The organism is Streptomyces sp. ID05-26A, assembly GCF_033794685.1.
Taxonomy (GTDB): domain Bacteria; phylum Actinomycetota; class Actinomycetes; order Mycobacteriales; family Pseudonocardiaceae; genus Lentzea.
Genome location: NZ_JARAYZ010000001.1, coordinates 2,152,410 through 2,174,661, shown reverse-complemented (window position 1 = coordinate 2,174,661; position 22,252 = coordinate 2,152,410). Strand labels below are relative to the sequence as shown.

Below are 22,252 nucleotides of genomic sequence, written 5' to 3'. Positions count from 1 at the left end.
GAGCTTGTCCTTGACCTCTCGCTAGCGATTCCGGCTACTCGGCCGAGTCGGTGGGGGTGACTGCCTCGTCAACGGCGTCGACGGCAGAGTCCTCCGCGACAGACGTCTCACTGATAGTGACGTCGACAGCCTCATCCGCGTTGCGTGCGACGGCGATCAAAGTGGTGCTCTCGCCGAGGTTCATCAGCCGCACGCCCTTCGTCTGCCGTCCAGCCTTGCGCACCTGCTCGGCCCGGGTCCTGATGACCCCGCCGCTCGAGGTGATGGCGTAGAGCTCGTCGTCGACGTCGACGATGAGCGCGCCCACCAGCCTGCCACGTCGGCGGTCGTGCTGAATGGTCAGCACACCCTTGCCGCCACGCCCCTGGACCGGGTAGTCCTCGATGGGCGTCCGCTTCGAGTACCCACCGTCCGTCGCAACCAAAACGAACAGGCCTTCTTGGACGACACCGACGGAAAGCAGCTCGTCATCGGCGTTGAACCGCATGCCCTGCACACCTGACGTGGCACGACCCATGGGGCGCAGCACGTCGTCGGTCGCGTGGAAGCGGATCGACTGACCGTCGGCGGAGACCATGAGCAGGTCGTCGTCGGCCGAGCACAGCACCGCTCCGACGAGCTCGTCGTCCTCGCGGAGGTTGATGCCGATAAGTCCACCCGATCGGTTGGAATCGAAGTCGGTGAGCTTCGACTTCTTCACCAGCCCCTTCCGGGTGGCGAGCACGAGGTACGGCGACACCTCGTAGTTCTTGATCTGGATGACCTGCGCGATCTCCTCATCCGGCTGGAACGCGAGGAGGTTCGCGACGTGCTGGCCACGCGCGTTGCGGTTCGCCTCGGGCAGCTCGTACGCCTTCGTGCGGTACACACGGCCCTTGTTCGTGAAGAACAGGATCCAGTCGTGCGTCGAGCACACGAAGAAGTGCGCCACGATGTCGTCCTGCTTGAGCTGCGCGCCCTGCACGCCCTTGCCACCGCGCTTCTGCGCGCGGTAGAGGTCGGTCTTGGTGCGCTTCGCGTAGCCGGTGCGCGTGATCGTGACGACCACGTCCTCGACCGCGATCAGGTCCTCCATGGACACGTCGCCGTCGAACGGGATGATCTTCGTGCGGCGGTCGTCGCCGAACTTCTCCACGATCGCCGTGAGCTCGTCGCGCACGATCTTGCGCTGCCGCTCCGGCTTTTCGAGGATGTCCTTGAGGTCCGCGATCTCGACCTCGATCTCGGACAACTGGTCGACGATCTTCTGGCGCTCCAGGGCCGCGAGGCGACGGAGCTGCATCTCGAGGATCGCGTTGGCCTGGACCTCGTCGACGTCGAGGAGCTCCATCAGGCCCGTGCGCGCGATGTCCGGCGTCTCGGACCGGCGGATCAACGCGATGACGGCGTCGAGCTGGTCGAGCGCCTTCACCAGACCGCGCAGGATGTGCGCGCGCTCTTCGGCCTTGCGCAGGCGGAACCGCGTGCGCCGGACGATGACCTCGATCTGGTGCTTCACGTAGTGGCGGATCATCTGGTCGAGGCGCAGCGTGCGCGGCACACCGTCGACCAGCGACAACATGTTCACACCGAACGAGTACTGCAGCTGGGTGTGCTTGTAGAGGTTGTTCAGCACGACCTTCGCCACCGCGTCGCGCTTGAGCGTGACGACGATGCGCATGCCGATGCGGCGGTTCGACTCGTCGGCGATGTTCGCGATGCCGGTGAGCTTGGCGTCGCGGACCAGCGAGGCGATGTTCTCGACCAGGTTGTCCGGGTTCACCTGGTACGGCAGCTCGGTGACGACCAGGATCGTGCGGCCCTTGGCGTCCTCGTCCATCTCGACGACCGCGCGCATGCGGACCGAGCCGCGGCCGGTGCGGTACGCGTCCTCGATGCCGGAGGTGCCGAGGATCTGGCCGTACGTCGGGAAGTCCGGGCCCTTGATCCGGGCGATCATCGCTTCGAGGGTCTCCTCGTCGGAGGCCTCGAAGTTGTCCAGTGCCCACACCACGCCGTCCGCGACCTCGCGGAGGTTGTGCGGCGGGATGTTGGTCGCCATGCCGACCGCGATGCCCGAGCTGCCGTTGATCAGCAGGTTCGGGATGCGCGACGGCAGGACCGTCGGCTCCTGGATGCGGCCGTCGTAGTTGTCGCGGAAGTCGACGGTGTCTTCCTCGATGTCGGCCAGCATCTGCATGGCCAACGGGGAGAGCCGGCACTCCGTGTACCGCATGGCGGCGGCCGGGTCGTTGCCCACCGAGCCGAAGTTGCCCTGGCCCTGGATCAGCGGGTAGCGCAGCGCCCACGGCTGGGCGAGACGCACCAACGCGTCGTAGATCGCCGAGTCACCGTGCGGGTGGTAGTTGCCCATCACGTCGCCGACGACGCGCGCGCACTTGTTGAAGCCGCGGTCGGGGCGGAAGCCGGAGTCGAACATCGAGTACAGAACGCGGACGTGCACGGGCTTGAGCCCGTCCCGCACGTCCGGCAACGCACGTCCCACGATCACGGACATCGCGTAGTTGATGTACGAGTTCTGCATCTCCTGCTGGATCTCGACCGGCTCGATGCGGTCGTGCTGCGGGGGCAGAGTCGTCTCGCTCACTGTTCTCTTTCCTTCTCGCCAGAAACGCCAGGGTGCCTAGAAGCCAAGACCGGACTCAGATGTCCAGGAACTTGATGCTCTTGGCGTTGCGGGTGATGAACGAACGGCGTGCTTCGACGTCCTCGCCCATGAGCACGCTGAACAGCTCGTCGGCGGTGGCCGCGTCGTCCATGGTGACCTGGCGCAGGATCCGGTTCGCCGGGTCCATCGTGGTCTCCCACAGCTCCTCGGCGTTCATCTCGCCGAGACCCTTGTACCGCTGGATGTTGTCTTCCTTGCCGAGGCGCTTGCCTCCGGCGAGACCGTCCTTGATCACGGCGTCGCGCTCACGGTCGGAGTAGGCGTACTCCGGCTCGGTGCGCTGCCACTTGATCTTGTAGAGCGGCGGCTGCGCGAGGTACACGTGGTTGTGCTCGATGAGCGGCTGCATGAAGCGGAACAGCAGCGTGAGCAGCAGCGTGCGGATGTGCTGGCCGTCGACGTCGGCGTCGGCCATCAGCACGATCTTGTGGTAGCGCAGCTTCGAGAGGTCGAACTCGTCGTGGATGCCGGTGCCCAGGGCCGTGATCAGCGACTGGACCTCGGTGTTCTTGAGGACGCGGTCGATGCGCGCCTTCTCGACGTTGATGATCTTGCCGCGGATCGGGAGGATGGCCTGGTACATGGAGTCCCGCCCCTCCTTGGCCGAGCCGCCTGCCGAGTCACCCTCGACGATGTAGAGCTCGCACCGCTCCGGCTCGGTCGAGCGGCAGTCCTTCAGCTTGCCGGGCAGGCCGCCGATGTCGAGCGCGCCCTTGCGGCGCACCAGCTCGCGGGCCTTGCGGGCGGCCATGCGGGCCTGCGCCGACGAGACCGACTTGATGACGATCGTCTTGGCCTCGTTGGGGTGGCGCTCGAACCAGTCGGCCAGGTGCTCGTTCGTCGACTTCTGCACGAACGACTTCGCCTCGCTGTTGCCCAGCTTGGTCTTCGTCTGGCCCTCGAACTGGGGCTCCTTGAGCTTCACCGAGATGATCGCCGCGAGACCCTCGCGGATGTCGTCACCGGTGAGGTTCGTGTCCTTCTCCTTGAGGAGCTTCTTCTCGCGCGCGTACTCGTTGACCACTCGGGTCAGCGCGGCGCGGAAGCCTTCCTCGTGCGTGCCGCCCTCGTGCGTGTTGATCGTGTTCGCGAAGGTGTAGACCGAGGCCGTGTAGCCCGTGTTCCACTGCATCGCGATCTCGACCTGGAGGTCGTCGCCCTGCACCTCGAAGCCGATCACCTTCTGGTGCACGGCCTCGCGCGTGTGGTTGATGTGGCGGACGAAGTCCTCCAGACCACCGGGGTAGTGGAAGACGCGCTCCTTCACCGCGGCCTTGTGGCCCTCGGCGTCGGCCTCCTCGTCCTCCGGCGAGACCCGCTCGTCGCGCAGGATGATCGTGATCCCCTTGTTGAGGAACGCCATCTCCTGCAGGCGGCGTGCGATCGTCTCGACGTTGTACTCGGTGGTCTCGAAGATGTCCGGGTCGGCCCAGAACGTGACGGTGGTGCCCGTCTCCGTCGTCGGCTCGCCCTTGCGCAGCTCGTGCGCGGGCTTGGAGCCCTCGTAGCGCTGGGTCCAGACGTGACCCGCGTTCTTGATCTCCAGGTCGACGGCGGTGGACAGCGCGTTCACCACCGAGATGCCGACGCCGTGCAGACCGCCGGACACCGCGTAGGAGTCGCTGTCGAACTTGCCGCCCGCGTGCAGCTTCGTCATGACGACCTCGACGGTCGGCACACCCTCCACCGGGTGGATGCCGGTCGGGATGCCACGGCCGTCGTCGATGACCCGGATGCCACCGTTGGCGAGCAGGGTGACGTCGACCGTCGTCGCGTAGCCGGCCATCGCCTCGTCGACCGAGTTGTCCACGACCTCCTGGACCAGGTGGTGCAGACCGCGCTCGCCGGTCGAGCCGATGTACATGCCCGGCCTCTTGCGCACTGCCTCGAGACCCTCGAGGACGGTGATCGAGGACGCGTCGTACTCGTTCTTCTTTTCTGACACGGGCCTGGAGTCTCCTCGCTGATGCGGGCAGGACCCGCACGATGTTCCCCGACTAACTGGGATGGGGGGTGACGCTCTCCTGTGATTCTACCGGTGCACCCCGACAGAACGGGGTCAAGGACACCTTTGATTCGGTCACAGAGCGCCTCAAGAAGCGCGAGACGGGTCGGGACGGCTGAAAAGGGGGTTCAAATCCGCAGGTGAACGCTCATTGAGCCGTAGAACGGCCGCTGAGCCCTTGACAGGACCTCACCCGTAGGTGTCACGCGGACCGCGCCCAGGCGCGTGCCTGGGGCCGTGTCGCCAACTGGGAGCGTCCGGTCCCTTGATCTTGAGCTTCTTGACGACGCCGTTGCCCACGCCCGCGGCGATCCGTTTGATCAGCTCGCGCTGCAGGAGGCGCAGCTGAGTGGCCCACGCCGTCGACGACGCCTGGACCGTCAGTTCCCCGTCACTGAGAGCGATTGGTTTCGCGTGCTCGGCGACGTCCTCTCCCACCAATTTTGCCCAACGACCGAAGACCTGGCCACCCTGGAGTTGCTCGACCCAGCCGCGGTCCGCCGCGATCCTGGACGCGATCCGCCCGAGCGGCTGGGGGTCGCGGTCATCAGGGCCCGGACCCGACCAGCGACGCCGGCGGCGTTGGACCGGACGGCCCTTCGCCTTGCTCCCGGGAACCCGTCCGCGGGCCTTGGCAGCCGCTTTCGCCGCCTCCAGAGCAGCCCGTGCGAGGTCTGAACCCTTCAGCGACTCACCCTCAGGTGTGAATGAACCTGTGGACAAGTCCGGATTTGTGACGGAGTTATCCACACCATCCACAGACTTGTCCCCAGATGTGTGGGCGGACACACCCGATCGAGCTACATATGGGGGCTTCGAACCCCCAGAGTCAGCCTCTGGGTCAGACACGTCGCACCTCCCCGCCGTGGACCTCGAACCGGGCACCGGTCAGCTCGTCCGGAACGTCCTCGGCCACCGCCGCGGTGATCAGCACCTGCTCGGCGGCGGCCGCCACCTTGGCCAGCTGTCGCCGCCGGCCCCGGTCGAGCTCCGCGAACACATCGTCCAGCACCAACACCGGTTCGATGCCGTCGACACGCATCAGTTCGTACCCGCCGAGCCTCAGGGCGAGCGCGAACGACCATGACTCTCCGTGACTGGCGTAGCCCTTCGCCGGCAGTTCGCCGAGCGTCAGGTCCAGGTCGTCCCGGTGGGGACCGACGAGGCACACGCCGCGTTCGATCTCCTGCCGCCGTACCCGGTCGAGCTCGGCCAGCAGCAGGTCCTCGATGCTCTCCCGGTCCTCCGGGAGGTCGCCGACGCTCGACCGGTACGAGATGAGCGCCGGACGTGACTCCGGAGCGACCTCCGCGTACGCCGAGGTCACGTGGTCCGCCATGTCGCGGACCAGCTTCAACCGCGCGGCCAGCAGCTCCGCGCCGTGCTTCGCGAGGTGCCCGTCCCAGACGTCGAGCGTCGAGAGGTCGGCCGACCGCGAGTGCTTCACCGTCTTCAGCAACGCGCTGCGCTGCTTCAGGACACGGTCGTAGTCACTGCGAACACCGGCATAGCGCGGTGCGCGCAACACGAGCATCTCGTCGAGGAACCGCCGGCGGTCGCTCGGATCGCCCCTCACCAGAGAGAGGTCCTCCGGTGCGAACAGCACGGTGCGCAGAATTCCGAGCACATCGCGAGGTCGTGGCACCGGGCCCCGGTTGATGCGGGCCCGGTTCGACTTGCCGGCCGTGATCTCGAGTTCCACGAGCAGCTCGCGGTCGTCGTTGACCACGGCCGTCCGCACCACGGCGCGCTGAGCACCGTGCCGGATCAACGGCGCGTCGTTGGAAACGCGGTGCGAACCCAGCGTCGCCACGTACCCGATCGCCTCGACCAGGTTCGTCTTGCCCTGGCCGTTGCGTCCGACGAGCACCGACGCGCCGGGCTCGAGCTCCAGGTCGGCGAGCTCCCACGAGCGGAAGTCGCTGACCTGGAGGTGTCTGACGTGCACTCGCTAGCCCTGGGTGCTGCCGCCGCCGGACGACGGTCCGGCGAGGTGCACCGAGTGGCCACCGAACTGGTTGCGCAGCGCGGCGACGGCACGCATCGCGGGCGAGTCCTCCTGCCGCGACTGGAACCGCGCGAAGAGCGCGGCGGAGATCACCGGGAGCGGCACCGCGTTGTTGATGCCCTCCTCGACGGTCCACCGGCCCTCGCCCGAGTCCTCGACGTACCCGCGCAGGTCGTCGAGCTCCGGGTCGGACTCCAGCGCGCGGACCAGCAGGTCGAGCAGCCACGACCGGACGACGGTCCCGCGCTGCCAGGCGGAGATGACCGCGGGCACGTTGTCCACGACGTCGGTCTTGTCGAGGAGTTCGAAGCCCTCGGCGTACGCCTGCATCAGGCCGTACTCGATGCCGTTGTGGACCATCTTCGAGTAGTGGCCGGCGCCGACCTTGCCCGCGTGCGCGAAACCTTCCTCGCGCGGACCCTCCGGACGCAGCGCGTCGAAGATCGGCATCGCCTGTTCGACGTGGGCGGCGTCGCCACCGACCATCAGCGCGTAGCCGTTGTCGAGACCCCACACGCCACCGGACACGCCGGCGTCGACGTAGCCGATCCCCTTCTCCGCCAACAGGTCCGCGTGGACCCGGTCGTCGGTGAACTTGGAGTTGCCACCGTCGACGACGAGGTCGCCGGACGCCAGCAGCTCGGACAGCTCCTTCACCGTGTCACGGGTGATGTCGCCCGCGGGCACCATGACCCACACCACGCGCGGAGCTTCGAGCTTGGACACCATGTCCGCCAACGACTCCGAGTCGGTGACCTCGGGGTTGCGGTCGTAGCCGATCACCTCGTGACCGGCCCGGCGCAGCCGCTCGCGCATGTTGAAACCCATCTTGCCGAGGCCGACGAGTCCGAGCTGCACGGTGTTCTCCCCTACGTTCTTCTGGTACCCGGTAAGGGTTTTCTCAGCCGGGAAGGCGAACGGGCATGAGCAGGTACAGGTAGCCCGGCGCCACGTTCCCATCCTCGTCCACCGGCTTCAGCAATGCCGGTCGGCTCGGTGTGGTGAAGGACAAGTGGACTTTCTGCGTGCGGACGGCTCCGAGGCCGTCGAGCAGGTAGCCCGGGTTGAACGCGATGGTGACCGCGTCGCCGGTGTACTCGACCGGGAGCTCTTCCTCGGCCGAACCCTCGTCGTCGCCACCGGCCGAGAGACGCAGGCCACCGTCGACGAACTCGAGGCGCACCTGGGTGCCGCGCTCGGCGACGAGCGACACGCGCTTGATCGCCTGCTGCAGCGCGTCGATGTCGATGATCGCCGCGGCGCTGTGCTCGGAGGGCAGCAACTGGCGGTACTTCGGGAAGTCCGCGTCGAGCAGCCGGGTGGTGGTCCGCTTGCCGGAGCCGGACAGACCGAGCAGTCCGTCGTTGGCCGCGAGCGACATCTCGACCTTGCCGCCGGACGAGCCGAGCGTCTTGGCCGCGTCGCCGAGGGTGCGGGCCGGGACGAGGACGGCGACCTCGCCGAGGGACGCGTCGGGCTCCCACGGGAACTCGCGCATCGCGAGGCGGAACCGGTCGGTGGCGACGAGGACGAGCTTGCCGTCGCCGATCTCGACGCGGACGCCGGTCAGCATCGGGAGCGTGTCGTCCTTGCCGGCCGCGACGGCGACCTGGCTGACCGCTTCGCCGAAGACCTCGCCGGGGAGCTCACCGATCAGCTGGGGCATCGACGGGAGCGCCGGGTAGTCCTCGACCGGCATCGTCGGGAGGCTGAACCTGGCGCTGCCACAGCTGATCATCATGCGAGCGCCGTCGACCGCGATCTCGACGGGGTGGTTCGGCAGCGCCTTGGTGATGTCGGCGAGAAGACGCCCGGAGACCAGAGCTCGGCCACCGTCGGCGATCGTCGCGGGGACACCGACCTGAGCGGAGACCTCGTAGTCGAACCCGGAGACCGTCAGCGAGTCCTCCGACTCCGCGTCGAGCAGCACGCCGCCCAGCACCGGAACCGGTGGACGGGACGGAAGGCTGCGAGCGACCCAGGCGACAGCGTCGGCCAGGCCGTCGCGTTCGACGCGGATCTTCATGAGGCGTCCTTTCCTCGACAGTCGACAAGCCACCACGACAACGAGCCAGTGGGGTTCGGGAGCCTCGACCCTCGGCTTGTCCCGAGGTGCGGAGCAACCACGTTAGAGCGTCCTGGCCCTTCCCGTCACTTCGGGGTTCGGGCACCGATCCCCGGGAACCATCCACCGCTGTTTTGCTTTTGAGTTCTTCCAGAAGAGATCAAACAGCAGTAACAGTAAGGGTTGTGGATTGTGGGGACAGCCGTTAAACCTGCAGGTCAAGGTGACACCCAGCATGTGGACTACCGGGGGATGGCACCCGGGGACAGATCGGCGCACCCGGGGACAGCCAGTTGTGCACAGGTCTCGGTCCACAGATCGTCCACAGTTGTCCCCGGGTGCGTCCCCGGGTGCGGGCCAGTTGTACCCGGGTGTTCAACAGGCTTCCGTGGCCAGATCGTGGCCTGGGCCACAGACTTTTCCAGTTGTCCCCACCCCTTCGAGTGTCGGGCGCGAACAGAAAGCCTCGCCGCGCGCCGGATCGAGCCTCGTTTACCCGGGTACGTGTGCGGCGCGTGGTGGTGGTTGGAGCCGCACGGACTGATGCAGTCCCATCGCTTGGCCCAAGTCGTCCCCGGGTGTTGGCCGCCGGGTCGTGGTCGCGTCCCCGGGTGTTCGGTACCGGACCGCGGATCCGTCCCCGGGTGCTCGCCGCCGGCTCGCTCGGTCGCGTCCGGAGGTCCGCCCGCCCCCGCCCGCCGTCCCCAGGTGCGAACGAAAAAGGGGCCCTCCGCGATGGAGGACCCCTTCGTTGCTACCCGGGTGGATCAGGGAAGGTGGCGGGCGCGCTGCTTGATGCGCGACGTCAGCTCCTGCACCTGGTCGTAGATGCGCCGGCGTTCGGCCATCTCCTTGCGGATCTTCTTGTCCGCGTGCATGACCGTCGTGTGGTCGCGGCCGCCGAACGTCTGGCCGATCTTCGGCAGCGACAGGTCCGTCAGTTCGCGGCACAGGTACATGGAGATCTGCCGGGCCTGGGCGAGCGCCTTCGTCTTGCCGGGGCCGCACAGGTCGTCGATCGAGACCCCGAAGAACTCCGCGGTGACCGCCATGATCATCGGTGCGGTGATCTCCGGCGCGTGCGAGTCCGGGATGAGGTCGCGCAGCACGATCTCGGCGAGCTGGATGTCGACCGGCTGGCGGTTGAGCGACGCGAACGCCGTGACGCGGATGAGCGCGCCTTCGAGCTCGCGGATGTTGCGTTCTATGCGGGAGGCGATGAACTCCAGCACGTCGGCCGGGGCCGCGAGCCGGTCCTGGGCCGCCTTCTTGCGGAGGATCGCGATGCGGGTCTCCAGCTCGGGGGGCTGGATGTCCGTGATCAGGCCCCACTCGAACCGCGTGCGCAGACGGTCTTCCAGCGTCTCCAGCCGCTTCGGCGGCCGGTCGCTCGACACCACGATCTGCTTGTTCGTGTTGTGGAGCGTGTTGAACGTGTGGAAGAACTCCTCCTGCGTACCTTCCTTGCCCTCCAGGAACTGGATGTCGTCGACGAGGAGAACGTCGATGTCCCGGTAGCGGCGCTGGAAGGCGACCTTGCGGTCGTCGCGCAGCGAGTTGATGAAGTCGTTGGTGAACTCCTCGGTCGACACGTACCGCACGCGCATGCCGGGGAACAGGCGCTGGGCGTAGTGCCCGACGGCGTGCAGCAGGTGCGTCTTGCCGAGGCCGCTCTCACCCCAGATGAAGAGCGGGTTGTACGCCCTGGCGGGAGCCTCGGCCACCGCGACGGCCGCGGCGTGCGCGAACCGGTTCGAGGCGCCGATGACGAACGTGTCGAAGTTGTACTTCTCGTTCAGCCGGGTCTGCGACGGCGACGGGTTCGCGGGCCGCGTGTACGGCAGGTTCGCGTTCGGCGTCCCCCCGCCCGCGGTGTTGGCCGTGTTGAAGGTCGGCCAGATCTCGGAGACGGCGGCGAGCGCGTCACCGGCTTCGTCGACTTCTTCCTCCGGGTCGTCCGTGATCACGGGGCCGGGCGTGTCGCCGGCCGGAACGCCGGGAATCGCCGGGATCTGGACCGGGGCGACCGGCTGGATCGCGTGGACCGGGATCGGCGTGGTCGGCGGGCTCACGACGGGACTCGGCGGTTCCGGAGAGTCGACCTTCACCGCGAGGGAGACCGAACGGCCCAGCCTGCGGGAGAGAGCGGCGGTGATCGGGTCGCGCAGTGCGCGTTCGATCGCTTCCTTCGCGAAGTCACTGGGAGCAGCGAGCAGTGCCGTTCCATCCAGCAAACCGATCGGACGGGTGACCCTCATCCACGCGCGCTGCTGAGGGGACAGGTGGCTGGTCGCCAGTTCCTGCACCACCTCGGCCCACACGAGACCAAGATCGACCTGCTGGTTCGACACCTCCGCGCTCCCCTCCCCTCCGCCGGAGCCCAAGACTCCACGTGTGGACACGGAGAATAGAGGTATCCACAGAGTTATCCACAACTGTGCACTAAAAGGTGTGTTGTGTTGCCGGTCGGTGGCGGCTCCCACGCCGACCCCGGCACGCGCGAAGGACGAACGGTAACAAGGCCCGGCACGCCTCACAAGACGTGGCGTGGCCCACCCCGATTTGGTTGCCGCACCCGGGCATGCGTACCCTCGTACGAGTCTCCCGCTTGCGACGGGCGCCTTTTGCGCGCCTACGTCCACTGCCGTCGGGGACAACCACAAGGCTTTGTCAGCAGTGAAGCACCGGGAGACCGACCGTGAGCAAGGGTAAGCGCACCTTCCAGCCCAACAACCGCCGCCGCGCGAAGACGCACGGCTTCCGGCTGCGCATGCGGACCCGCGCCGGCCGCGCCATTCTGGCTGCGCGCCGCAGCAAGGGCCGTGACACGCTGTCCGCCTGACAGCGGCTGGTAAGCGCAGCGTCGTCGTGCTACCACCGGCCGCCCGGCTCACCCGCAGCCAGGACTTCGGCCTGGTGGTCCGCCGAGGCCGCCGCGCCGGACGACCCCGGTTGGTCGTCCACGTCTTGAAGCCTGACGTGCCCACCTTGGATTCGTCCAAGGTGGGCTTCGTCGTGAGCAAGGCAGTGGGCAACTCGGTGGTCCGCCACCGTGTCTATCGACGCCTGCGTCACGTGGTGCGTTCCGTGGTGGCAGATCTGCCACCGGGAACTCTCGTCGTGGTCAGGGCGTTGGCTCCAGCAGCCGAGGCGTCGAGTTCCGAGCTCGCCGCCGATTTCTCTTCTGCCCTGCGCAAGGTGCTGCGATGACCACGTTGCCCGCGAAGGTCGCGCTGCTGCCGGTGCACTTCTACCGGAAGTTCATCTCGCCGCTGCTGCCGCCGACCTGCCGCTTCTACCCGAGTTGCAGTGCGTACGCGGTGGAAGCCCTGACAGTCCACGGCGCACTTCGAGGAACCTGGCTGACCATCCGCCGGTTGCTGCGCTGCGGACCCTGGCACCCTGGAGGCCTGGACCCCGTTCCGCCGAGGCGGCAGGTCCCCGACGTATCCACCGAGGAGTAGCTCCCGTGCTCAACTTCATCTACTACCCGGTGTCCTTCATCTTGTGGTGTTGGCACTGGGTGTTCGGCAAGGTCTTCGGTGAGTCGAGCGGCTTCGCCTGGGCGCTGGCCGTCATCTTCCTGGTCTTCACGCTCCGCGCCATCCTCTTCAAGCCGTTCGTCGGCCAGGTGCGCTCCATGCGAAAGATGCAGGAGTTCGCGCCGGAGATGCAGAAGCTGAAGAAGAAGTACCCGAACGACCGCCAGCGCCAGGCGCAGGAGATGCAGAAGCTGCAGTCCGAGCACGGGGTCAACCCGCTCGGCGGCTGCCTGCCGATGCTGGTGCAGATCCCGGTGTTCATCGGTCTGTTCCACGTGCTGCGTTCGTTCAAGCCCGGCTGGGGCGAGGTCTACTTCTTCGACAAGCAGGGCGTCGACTCGTTCGTCAACGCCAAGCTGTTCGGCACGAACCTCTCGACGTTCATCACGATGCCGTCCGACCAGCTCGCGACGTACGGCACGGAGCGCCTCAACGTCATCCTGCTGTCGGTGCCGCTGATGATCATCGCGTCCATCGCGACCCACTTCACGGCCCGCCACTCGGTTGCCCGCCAGAACGCCGCGGCGCTGGACAACCCGCAGACGGCCATCATGAACAAGCTGACGCTCTGGATCTTCCCCCTGGGTGTCCTCGCCGGTGGCTTCTTCTTCCCCGTCGCGATCCTGCTGTACTGGCTGTCCAACAACGCGTGGACCCTCGGCCAGCAGCACTTCGTCTACAAGCGCATCGACGCCGAGGAAGAGGAGAAGAAGGCCACGGTCGTCGAGACCCGTCAGGCCCTCGCTCCGAAGCCGGGCGCGAAGCCGGTCAACCCGAAGAAGCCCGCACCGGGAGCCAAGCCGGCCAACGGCGCCAAGCGCATGCCGACCGCGGGCCCGAGCGGCGCGCCGAAGGCGCCTTCCACGGAAGCTGCCACCAACGGCAACTCCAACACCGAGATCCCCGGCCTGACCCCAGGCCGATCCACCAGCAAGAAGCCGGGCAGCAAGAAGCGCCGCTGATTTCGGGCGTTGCCCCGGAGAGGAGACATCGTGTCGGAGACCTTGCAGGCGACCGACGACGTGGAGGCGTCGTCGGAGGCCGAGGCCCAGACCGAAGCCCAGACCGAAGCCTCGGCCGAGAGCGAAGCCACGGCCGAGCCGCAGTCGCAGAGCAAGACCGAAGACCTTCTCGTCCAGGAAGGCGACATCGCGGGCGACTACCTCGAGCGCCTGCTGGACCTGCTCGACTACGACGGCGACATCGACCTGGACGTCGAAAGCGGCCGAGCCATCGTCAGCATCGACGGCGGCGAAGACCTCGCGAAGCTGGTGGGCCCCCGAGGCAACGTCCTCGAGTCACTCCAGGAACTCACCCGCCTGGCAGTCCAGCAGGAAACAGGAGTCCGCTCCCGCCTCATGCTCGACATCGCCCAGTGGCGAGCAGGCCGCCGAGCAGAACTGGCGGAGATGGGCCGCACCACCGCAGAAAAGGTGGCCGCCTCAGGCGAGCGCGCCCGCCTGCACCCCATGACCCCGTTCGAGCGCAAGGTCGTCCACGACGCCGTCGCCTCGGTCGCGGGCGTGCACAGCGAGAGCGAAGGCGAAGAGCCGCAGCGCCGGGTCATCATCTTCCCCAAGCCCTGACAGCTCCAGCTTTCTCACGGCCCCTGGTTCCCCGGAACCAGGGGCCGTTTGTTGTCTCGGGCCAGGCAGAGCCAAACCGGGCAGGACGTGCAGCCCGAGAGGCTCGGGATGGGAGGCGGAGTGGGCTCGGGATGGAGGCAGGGGCGGGATGGAAGTGGGGAGACGGGACGGGAGCGGAGACGAGGCGGAGTGGCGGCGGGGACGGGAGTAGAGACGGGGCGGGATGGGAACGGAGACGGGGCGGAGCGGAGGCGAGTGAGAACGGAGGCGGGGCGGAGCGGAGGCGAGTGAGAACGGAGGCGGGGCGGAGACGGCCAGCGGAGTTCAGGGGAACGGGACGGGAACGAAGGCCCAAGTCGTAGGGCGAGCGCGCGGAGCGAAGCGGAACAGCGGCGCCGGACGACAGAGGCGGAGCGAAGGTCAGAGGACGAATCCGGGGCAGGCGGGGGCGAAGGTGAACACAGCTCACGACGCCAACCACGACACCGACACCGCAATGGCGAAGCCGAGCCGTCCCTCCACACACACCAGGGCAATGCCGAAGGCAAGCCACCCCGCCGCCAACGGCAAGGGCGAAGCCGAGGCGTACCTACCTAGGTGCGCCGGGTAGCGGTGGTGACGTGACCAGCTCGGCGATTGGGGCTTGACCTTGAGGGGCTGGATGCAATCGTTGAAGGGATCGGATGGGCTCCTGGACCCATCTTTTAAGTCCGATCTGGCATCCAGCTAGAGGCTCGAGGTCAAGCCCCAATCGCTATCGTCGCGCAGCGGCGATGACCGGCACCGGCTCGTCTGGACCTGCGCAACCACTCGACCAAGGTGACCATCCGCAAGGCAACCCACCCACCCCGCTGGAACGCAACGGCCCAACGCAAACCGACCCCAGAAGCAAGGCCGCCCCCAGGTTCCACGTGAAACACCTACCCCCGCCCACCCCACCAAGCCTCCAACCACTCCCCCTGCTCAACAGTCTCCGGCACCGACCTCCCCCGAACCCCAGAGATCAACCCCCAAGCCTCCCCAGGCGCCACCCCATCCATCCCCAACAACAACCCAGCCATCAACGAAGACCGCCCAATCCCAGCCCAACAGTGGAACACCACATGAGCCCCACCCACATAAAGCTCATGCAGCGGCCGAACCAAGTCGACAGCTTCGTCGACCGCCGGCACCGACCCATCCGCCACCGGCAAGCAGAAGTACCGAATCCCAGCCGCCGTCACGACCCGCTCCTCGTCCTGCAGATCGCACTCCACCCTCTCCTCATCGGTCTGTAGTGACACCAGCACGTCGACCCCGACCAACCGCAGCCCGCGAGCCTTCCGCTCCAACAACCACCCGCCGCCCGGATGACCCATCGTCGACACGAGTCCGCGACCGTCCCGAGTGACCGTCCACAACGTCGATTGCAACTTTCCCCCAAGTTTCACGTGAAACGGCGCTCAGGATTTGGCGCCACCCACTGTCGATCCGTCATGATGGTGCCCTGGCATTCGCCAGCTTTTCCACCGGCCGCTGGGACACCGCCGCCGCGTGGTTTCACGTGAAACGCGGATGGAGAACATGGCCGGGGAGTTGCCCGACAACGCGAAGCTCGTCTTTGGCGAGCACGTCGATCGTGCCGCTGAGTTCGTCAGGCTCCTGGAGGAGCACGGCGTGGAGCGCGGACTGATTGGTCCTCGCGAGGTCGAAAAGATCTGGGATCGGCACGTGCTCAACTCGGCGGTGATCGAGGAGCTGTTCCAGCCCAACGAACGAGTCGTCGACGTGGGCTCGGGCGCCGGGCTACCGGGGGTGCCGCTCGCCATCGCGCGGCCCGACCTGAGGATCACGTTGCTGGAGCCGATGGCGCGCCGCATCGCGTGGCTGGAAGAGGTCAAGGAACGGCTGAGCCTCGACAACGTGACGGTCCTCCGCGGACGTGCGGAGGAGGGGCCGATTCGGAAGCAGCTGTTGAACTGCGACTCCGCCACGGCGCGGGCGGTGGCTCCGCTGGAGAAGCTGACGAAGTGGTGCCTGCCTCTGCTCAAGGGCGGCGGGCGGATGGTGGCGCTCAAGGGCGAGCGCGCGCAGGAGGAGTTGGAACGCGACGGTGCGGCGGTGCTCAAAGCTGGGGGCGCCAACCCGCACGTGGTCGTCGTGGGAGCGGACGTACTTGAGGTGCCGACGACGGTGCTCATCGTGGAGCGCCAACAGCGGAGGGTTCGGTGAGCGTGTATCCGGAGTTCCAGGCCGCCGATGTTCCACGTGAAACGAAACCCTCCAAACCCAAAGCCAAGCCGACCAACAACGGAGATGACAGCGCCGTGGTGTGGACCCCGATTGCAGAAGAGGCGGCTCGTGCGGCAAGCGTGCTGCACCCCGACGAGTCACTGCTCCCCCGCCCGACCCATCGCCGGGTGATCACCGTCGCCAACCAGAAGGGTGGCGTCGGCAAGACGACGAGCACGGTGAACCTCGCTGCCGCGCTCGCGATCCACGGGCTCAAGACGCTCGTGATCGACCTCGACCCGCAGGGCAACGCCAGCACGGCGCTCTCCGTTGAGCACCGCAGCGGCACGCCGTCCGTCTACGAGGTGCTGCTCGGCGAGATCTCCATCGCCGAGGCTGCTCAGGTCAGCCCGACGTCGCCGAACCTCTTCTGCGTGCCCGCGACGATCGACCTGGCCGGCGCCGAGATCGAGCTCGTCTCGATGGTGGCGCGCGAGGCGCGGCTCAAGGAGGCGCTCTCCCCCGAGGCGCTCGACCAGTTGCAGCCCGACTACGTCTTCATCGACTGCCCGCCGAGTCTCGGCCTGCTGACCGTCAACGCGATGGTCGCGGCGCAGGAAGTGCTGATCCCGATCCAGTGCGAGTACTACGCGCTGGAGGGGCTGAGCCAGCTGATCCGCAACATCGAACTGGTGCAGCAGCACCTCAACCCGGAGCTCAACATCTCCACGATCCTCCTCACGATGTACGACGGCCGCACGAAGCTCGCGGACCAGGTGACCAGTGAGGTGCGCGGTCACTTCGGCGACGTCGCCCTCAAGACGGTGATTCCGCGCAGCGTGAAGGTCTCCGAGGCGCCAGGATTCGGTCAGACGGTGTTGACCTACGACCCGGGCTCGCGCGGGTCGATGAGCTATCTCGACGCCGCCAAGGAGATCGCGATCCGCGGGGCCAAGAAGGAGGGCGCATGACGGAGCAGCGCAAGGGTGGACTCGGGCGCGGCCTGGCCGCACTCATCCCCCAGGGGCCGCCGGCCGGTGCGCCGGGCACCATCCGGCCCGCCATGACCGGCAACGGCTCCACCAGAACCCAGACCGCGCAGGCCGCCGGTGAGGTCGCGGGTGCGGTGTACCGCGAGATCGCGGTCACCGCGATCAGGACGAACACCAAGCAGCCGCGTCAGGTGTTCGACGACGACGCGATCGATGAGCTCTCGTACTCCATCAAGGAGTTCGGGCTCATGCAGCCGATCGTCGTCCGTGAACTGACCGCGGACACGTTCGAACTCGTCATGGGTGAGCGCCGCTGGCGGGCCACGAAGCAGGCCGGGCTCAAGACGATCCCGGCCATCGTGCGGCAGACGGCCGACGACGCCATGCTGCGCGACGCTCTGCTGGAGAACATCCACCGCGTCCAGCTCAACCCGCTCGAAGAGGCGGCGGCGTACCAGCAGCTGCTGGAGGAGTTCGGCGTCACGCACGAGGAACTCGCGGACCGCATCGGCCGTAGCCGCCCCGTCGTCACGAACACCATCCGGCTGCTGAAGCTCCCCCTCCCCGTCCAGCGACGGGTCGCGGCGGGCGTGCTGAGCGCCGGCCACGCGCGGGCGCTCCTCGGTCTGGACGACCCGGGAACGCAGGAGGACCTCGCGGCACGGATCGTCGCCGAGGGCATGTCGGTCCGCGCGACCGAAGAGGCGGTCACGATCGCCAAGAACGAGAAGCCGAAAAAGGAGAAGGCCGCCCCGCGCAAGCAGCTGCACGCGCCCGGTCTTCAGGAGCTCGCCGAGCGTCTCTCGGACAACTTCGACACCCGCGTGAAGGTCGAGCTCGGGCAGCGAAAAGGCCGGATCGTCGTCGAATTCGGGTCAGTTGATGATCTTCAAAGGATCATCGGCATGATGAGCCCAGAAACGACAATTCGGACATCGGAGTAGGCCCATAGGATCACACCAGGGCCTTATGTCACGGTGACGATGACGCCCCGCATCCAATTGGATACGGGGCGTCACCTATTTGTTGATCAGTTGTGGATCAGTAGATGGTCACCTTGGTGATCTTGACGTTGGCGAGGGACTTCTCCTCCCACCGGAAGAACGGCGTGAAGCGCGGGGTGCCGTCGGTGTCGATGAACTCGACGTTGCCCTGGTTGTTGCCCGACCGGATGTAGCTGGACGAGGTCAGGTTCGTGTTGGTCGAGCCGGCGTTGGCGAAGCAGCGGTACTCCTTCTCGAAGATGGAGATCCACGTGATCCGCAGCTGGCCGTTGTCCGGCCAACAGGTGGTGGGCGTGATGGCGGACGCCGGCGCGGCGAGGCCGAGCGTGGCAGCGGCCGCGAGGCCGACGGCAGCGAGAGACTTGCCCAAACGCATGAGTGGTTCCTTCCCCCAGGCTGCGGCACCGATCGGTGCCACGGGCACCACAGTGCCGATCATCCGATGAGTTCGCACCCACTTTCGGTCACAGCCGAAACACTCAACGTGGCATTGGGATTCCTGATAGGTTCGAGCGGAACTCGGGTCTGGGGGGACTCAACGATGCTTCGCGTGCACCTGACGCCGCACGATCTGACGTCCATTCGCATGATCAAGGCTGACGGCAGCCAGCCGGAATCCGTCGTGGTGGAGCGCGAAGCCAGAGCCAGAGCGTTCCTCGAAGGCGGCATCGACGCACTGCTCACGGGGCTGCATCCGATGGTCCGCTGGGAGTGTCCGGTCCTGCAGGTCCAAGGTGGCCCGGACGCGACCGTTCACCTGACCGGCGAAGGCCTGATCCTCCGGCCGACCAGCGAGCCGGGCAACGTCACGTTCGCTGACGGCGTCCTCACCTACCCGGTCACCCGCGAGGCGCTCCTGCCGCGAGGAGTCATGCCCAACACGGTCGTGCGCCTCATCGGCCGCACCAGGGCGGAGACACTCGGTTACATCGCCTCAGGCGGCAGCCGGACGAGTGGGGAGATAGCCAGGCAACTCGCGATCTCCCCGTCCTCGGCCAGCGAGCACACCAGCCTGCTGCGCAACGCCGGTCTGGTGATCAGCCTCCGCATCCGGAACACCGTGCGGCACACGATCACGCCACTCGGGCGTGCCCTGCTCGGAACTCAGCGGACGACGGCGCGTTCGACCAGACCGGCGTAGATCTCGCCCAGCGACTGCCCCGCCGCCTCGACGGCCATCGGCAGGAGCGACGTCTCGGTCAGTCCCGGCGACACGTTCACTTCCAGGAAGTAGACGGTGCCGTCCTCGGCGACGATGGCGTCGGTCCGCGACACGTCCCGCAGCCCGAGCAACCGGTGTGCCGCGACCGCCAACTCCCCCACCGCCTTGGCGGAGGAAGCGTCCAGCCGAGCAGGCGCGTGGAAGTCCGTCAGGCCCGCGGTGTACCGGGCGGTGTAGTCGTACACGCCGGTCTCCGGAACGATCTCGACCGCCGGCAGCGCGTACGGACCGTCCGGACCGTCGACGACCGAGACCGCCACCTCCACGCCGGAGATGAACTGCTCGGCCAGCACGGTGTCCCCGTACGCCAGGCACCCGACCATCGCGGGCGGCAGCTCGGCCGCGTCACGCACGACCTGAGCGCCCAGCGCCGACCCACCCTGGTCCGGCTTCAGCATCAACGGCAGACCGAGCGTCGACACCATCGCGTCGAGCACGGGCTTGGCACCCAACTCCCGGAACGTCGCGTGCGGCAGCACGACCCACTCCGGCGTCGCCAGTCCGGCACGGGCGAGCTCGGCCTTGGCGGTCGGCTTGTCCCACGCTCGCCGGCACGCCCGCGAGTCCGTGCCCACGTACGGCACGCCGAACATCTCGAGGATCGCCTGCACCGACCCGTTCTCGCCCTCGCCGCCGTGCAGGGCGACGACGACCGCGTCCGGACGGTTCGAGGCGAGACGCGTCAGCAACGAGGCGTCGGCGTCCCACTCCTCCACCGTCAGGCCCACCGACCGCAGGGCGGCCGACAGCCGGCGGCCCGAGCGAATCGAGACTTCACGTTCGTGGGAGAGCCCACCGGACAGCACAGCGACCATGCGGTCAGCCACAGCAAAACTCCAAAGATCGAGAAGATCAGGCGGTGTCGGGCGACGGGGTCTGCGGACCGGACAGCTGACGGCCCGGCGTCGCCCCGAAGGTCGCGGCCAGCTGCATCTCTTCCTCGATGACGTTCGCCAGCCGACGGACGCCCTCCCGGATGCGTTCCGGCGTCGGGTAGCAGTACGAGATCCGCAACTGGCGGGAGCCGAAGCCGTCCGCGTAGAAGCCGGTGCCGGACGCGTAGGCGACCCGGGCCGTCACGGCGCGAGGCAGCATCGCCTTCGTGTCGATGCCCTCCGGCACCGTCACCCAGACGTAGAAGCCGCCATCCGGAATGTTCCACGTGGAACCTTGCGGCATGTGCTGCTCCAGAGCGGACACCGCCGCATCCCGGCGATCCCGGTACGCCTCGCGGTAGGTCTTGATCTGACCCTTCCAGTCCTGCGTCGACAGGTACCGGGACACGATCATCTGGTTCAGCGTGGGCGGGCACAGCGTGGCCGACTCGGCCGCCAGCACCAGCTTCTCGCGGACGGCGTGCGGGGCCAGCACCCAGCCGACCCGCAGACCGGCCGCGAACGTCTTCGAGAACGACCCGAGGTACACCACGTTGTCGGGGTCCATCGACCGCAACGCAGGGTACGTCTGCCCGTCGAAGCCGAGCAGCCCGTACGGGTTGTCCTCCACGACCAGCACGCCGTAGGTCCGGCAGATCTCCAGGATCTCGGCCCGTCGCGACACCGCCAGCGTCACGCCGGCCGGGTTGTGGAAGTTCGGGATCGTGTACAGGAACTTGACCCGCTGCCCGGCGCGCTTGCAGGCCTCCAGAGCCTCGTGGAGCAACGACGGCACGAGGCCGTCGGCGTCCATCGCGACGTGCACGACCTGCGCCTGGTACGCCGTGAACGACCCGAGAGCGCCCACGTAGGAGGGGCCCTCGGCGATCACGACGTCACCGGGGTCGCAGAAGATCCGGGTGACCATGTCGAGGCCCATCTGGGAGCCCACGGTCACCACCACGTCGTCCGGGTGCCCGTTGATGCCTTCCAGCGCCATGACGTCGCAGATCTGCTCGCGCAGCAACGGGACCCCGTGCGCCGAGCCGTACTGCAGGGCCACCAGACCCTCGGACGCCACCAACTGACCGATCTCCGCGGACAGCGATTCCAGCGGCAGAGCGGCGAGGTGGGGCATGCCGCCGGCCAGCGAGACGACCTCGGGGCGGGATGCCACCGCGAAGAGTGCCCGGATCTCCGATGCCGTCATCCCTGCCGTGCGCGCTGCGTAACGGCGGAGGTGGGGATCAAGGCTTCTGGGGCCCTGCTTAGCGGGTTGCCCGGGCATCGTCATGTGGGACTCCTGTATGGGAAATGTCCCGAGCGAGTGTAACCGTCGTCCCGTTCAGGGCACGCGCCTTCCGGGTTCCGTCACATTCGCCTACCCTCGTATGGGTTCGCTTTGTGTTTTAACGGGTGGAGGTCGGGGTGTCCCGTCGCGTCGTAGGCGTCACGCTGGACAACCTGGAACATCTGTCCAAGCACAGCAGGACGTGTGTTTTCTGGGAGCTTGCCCCTCACCTGCGAGAACAGGCTGAGGAATACGGCGACACGGAATTCGAGAAGGAAGCCTGGGTCTCCAGCGTCCTGCTCGAGTGGGGTTCGTGCGGTCGCATCATCTACTGCGACGGCATCCCCGCCGGTTCGGTCTTCTACGCACCACCGGCCGCCGTGCCGCGCAGTTCCGCCTTCCCCACCTCTCCGGTGAGCCCGGACGCGGTCCTCATGACGTCGCTGGACGTCCTCCCGGAGTTCCGAGGGGGAGGACTCGCGCGAGTGCTCGTGCAGGCCGTGGCGAAGGACCTGACGCGTCGTGGCGTGAAGGCCATCGAGGCGTTCGGCGACATGCGCCCGGACGACGAAGAGCAGACTTGCGTCACGCCCGCCGACTTCCTGACGAGCGTGGGCTTCAAGACCGTGCGGCCGCACCCTCGCTGGCCCCGGTTGCGCATGGAGCTCCGCAGCTCCATCACCTGGAAGGAAGACGTGGAGGCCGCTCTCGAACGGCTTCTCAACAGCGTCACCGTCTCCACCGCGGAACCCAGCTTCCGCCCCGTCTGAGACAGCGAAAAGG

General features: G+C 67.3%; 21 protein-coding genes. 10 read left to right on the top strand and 11 right to left on the bottom strand.

The genetic code is table 11. The features are described from left to right. Positions 1-34: 34 nt before the first annotated feature. The 7 genes from gyrA to dnaA all read right to left on the bottom strand — a co-directional run bounded on the left by gyrA (position 35) and on the right by dnaA (position 11,067). Positions 35-2,587, bottom strand: coding sequence for a DNA gyrase subunit A (gyrA, locus tag PV646_RS10745; protein WP_500341273.1), 2,553 nt, complete (start codon positions 2,585-2,587; stop codon positions 35-37). A 55-nt stretch (positions 2,588-2,642) separates the two neighbouring features. Beyond that, positions 2,643-4,613, bottom strand: coding sequence for a DNA topoisomerase (ATP-hydrolyzing) subunit B (gyrB, locus tag PV646_RS10740; protein WP_500341272.1), 1,971 nt, complete (start codon positions 4,611-4,613; stop codon positions 2,643-2,645). 249 nt (positions 4,614-4,862) lie between these two features. Beyond that, positions 4,863-5,396 carry a DciA family protein gene (locus tag PV646_RS10735; RefSeq protein WP_500341271.1) on the bottom strand — a complete coding sequence of 178 codons (534 nt, stop codon included), beginning with the start codon at positions 5,394-5,396 and terminating at the stop codon, positions 4,863-4,865. A 118-nt stretch (positions 5,397-5,514) separates the two neighbouring features. Then, positions 5,515-6,621, bottom strand: a complete 1,107-nt coding sequence (gene recF, locus PV646_RS10730) for a DNA replication/repair protein RecF (protein ID WP_500341270.1) — start codon at positions 6,619-6,621, stop codon at positions 5,515-5,517. Positions 6,622-6,624: 3 nt separating this feature from the next. Next, a complete protein-coding gene (gene gnd / locus PV646_RS10725) occupies positions 6,625-7,539 on the bottom strand; it encodes a phosphogluconate dehydrogenase (NAD(+)-dependent, decarboxylating) (RefSeq protein WP_500341269.1) in 915 nt (304 codons plus the stop codon). A gap of 43 nt (positions 7,540-7,582) precedes the next feature. After that, a complete protein-coding gene (gene dnaN / locus PV646_RS10720) occupies positions 7,583-8,707 on the bottom strand; it encodes a DNA polymerase III subunit beta (protein WP_500341268.1) in 1,125 nt (374 codons plus the stop codon). Between the two features lie 806 nt (positions 8,708-9,513). After that, positions 9,514-11,067 carry a chromosomal replication initiator protein DnaA gene (dnaA, locus tag PV646_RS10715; RefSeq protein ID WP_500342359.1) on the bottom strand — a complete coding sequence of 518 codons (1,554 nt, stop codon included), beginning with the start codon at positions 11,065-11,067 and terminating at the stop codon, positions 9,514-9,516. Between the two features lie 377 nt (positions 11,068-11,444). Between dnaA and rpmH the strand changes: the two genes are divergently transcribed. From rpmH to PV646_RS10690, 5 genes are read left to right on the top strand one after another with little or no spacing between them, the layout of a single operon-like run. Then, positions 11,445-11,588, top strand: coding sequence for a 50S ribosomal protein L34 (rpmH, locus tag PV646_RS10710; RefSeq protein ID WP_189157525.1), 144 nt, complete (start codon positions 11,445-11,447; stop codon positions 11,586-11,588). 26 nt (positions 11,589-11,614) lie between these two features. Then, a complete protein-coding gene (gene rnpA / locus PV646_RS10705; RefSeq protein ID WP_500341267.1) occupies positions 11,615-11,956 on the top strand; it encodes a ribonuclease P protein component in 342 nt (113 codons plus the stop codon). Beyond that, the gene (yidD, locus tag PV646_RS10700) at positions 11,953-12,210 is read left to right on the top strand and encodes a membrane protein insertion efficiency factor YidD (protein ID WP_030480223.1); all 258 of its coding nucleotides are present in this window, start codon (positions 11,953-11,955) and stop codon (positions 12,208-12,210) included. Before rnpA ends, yidD begins: the two co-directional genes overlap by 4 nt. Before the next feature lie 5 nt (positions 12,211-12,215). Continuing rightward, on the top strand, positions 12,216-13,250 hold the full coding sequence (yidC, locus tag PV646_RS10695) for a membrane protein insertase YidC (RefSeq protein ID WP_500341266.1): 1,035 nt from the start codon (positions 12,216-12,218) through the stop codon (positions 13,248-13,250). Between the two features lie 60 nt (positions 13,251-13,310). Further along, the gene (locus tag PV646_RS10690) at positions 13,311-13,874 is read left to right on the top strand and encodes a Jag family protein (RefSeq protein ID WP_500342358.1); all 564 of its coding nucleotides are present in this window, start codon (positions 13,311-13,313) and stop codon (positions 13,872-13,874) included. A gap of 920 nt (positions 13,875-14,794) precedes the next feature. Here the strand turns inward: PV646_RS10690 and PV646_RS10685 are convergent. Beyond that, complete coding sequence (locus PV646_RS10685; protein WP_500342357.1) at positions 14,795-15,232, bottom strand: protein-tyrosine phosphatase family protein; 438 nt, start codon at positions 15,230-15,232, stop codon at positions 14,795-14,797. Between the two features lie 175 nt (positions 15,233-15,407). On the opposite strand from PV646_RS10685, the gene rsmG reads away from it, so the two are divergent. From rsmG to PV646_RS10670, 3 genes are read left to right on the top strand one after another with little or no spacing between them, the layout of a single operon-like run. Continuing rightward, entirely contained in the window at positions 15,408-16,085 is a 678-nt protein-coding gene (gene rsmG, locus PV646_RS10680) for a 16S rRNA (guanine(527)-N(7))-methyltransferase RsmG (protein WP_500341265.1), read from the top strand. Next, entirely contained in the window at positions 16,082-17,056 is a 975-nt protein-coding gene (locus PV646_RS10675) for a ParA family protein (RefSeq protein ID WP_500341264.1), read from the top strand. The genes rsmG and PV646_RS10675 overlap by 4 nt, the downstream gene beginning before the upstream one ends. After that, positions 17,053-18,021, top strand: coding sequence for a ParB/RepB/Spo0J family partition protein (locus tag PV646_RS10670; RefSeq protein WP_500341263.1), 969 nt, complete (start codon positions 17,053-17,055; stop codon positions 18,019-18,021). Before PV646_RS10675 ends, PV646_RS10670 begins: the two co-directional genes overlap by 4 nt. Positions 18,022-18,118: 97 nt before the next feature. Here PV646_RS10670 and PV646_RS10665 read toward each other — a convergent pair whose 3' ends face one another. Beyond that, positions 18,119-18,457: a beta/gamma crystallin domain-containing protein gene (locus PV646_RS10665; protein WP_500341262.1), complete on the bottom strand. Its 339-nt coding sequence runs from the start codon at positions 18,455-18,457 to the stop codon at positions 18,119-18,121. Between the two features lie 165 nt (positions 18,458-18,622). Here PV646_RS10665 and PV646_RS10660 point away from each other — a divergent pair, with 165 nt between their 5' ends. Next, positions 18,623-19,222 (top strand): winged helix-turn-helix domain-containing protein, encoded by a 600-nt coding sequence (locus PV646_RS10660; protein ID WP_500341261.1) that lies wholly within the window; start codon positions 18,623-18,625, stop codon positions 19,220-19,222. Here the strand turns inward: PV646_RS10660 and PV646_RS10655 are convergent. Next, entirely contained in the window at positions 19,186-20,130 is a 945-nt protein-coding gene (locus PV646_RS10655) for a D-alanine--D-alanine ligase family protein (RefSeq protein ID WP_500341260.1), read from the bottom strand. The genes PV646_RS10660 and PV646_RS10655 overlap by 37 nt on opposite strands. A 25-nt stretch (positions 20,131-20,155) precedes the next feature. Further along, on the bottom strand, positions 20,156-21,388 hold the full coding sequence (locus tag PV646_RS10650; protein ID WP_500341259.1) for an aminotransferase-like domain-containing protein: 1,233 nt from the start codon (positions 21,386-21,388) through the stop codon (positions 20,156-20,158). A 218-nt stretch (positions 21,389-21,606) separates the two neighbouring features. Between PV646_RS10650 and PV646_RS10645 the strand changes: the two genes are divergently transcribed. Beyond that, the gene (locus tag PV646_RS10645) at positions 21,607-22,239 is read left to right on the top strand and encodes a GNAT family N-acetyltransferase (RefSeq protein ID WP_500341258.1); all 633 of its coding nucleotides are present in this window, start codon (positions 21,607-21,609) and stop codon (positions 22,237-22,239) included. Positions 22,240-22,252: the final 13 nt, after the last annotated feature.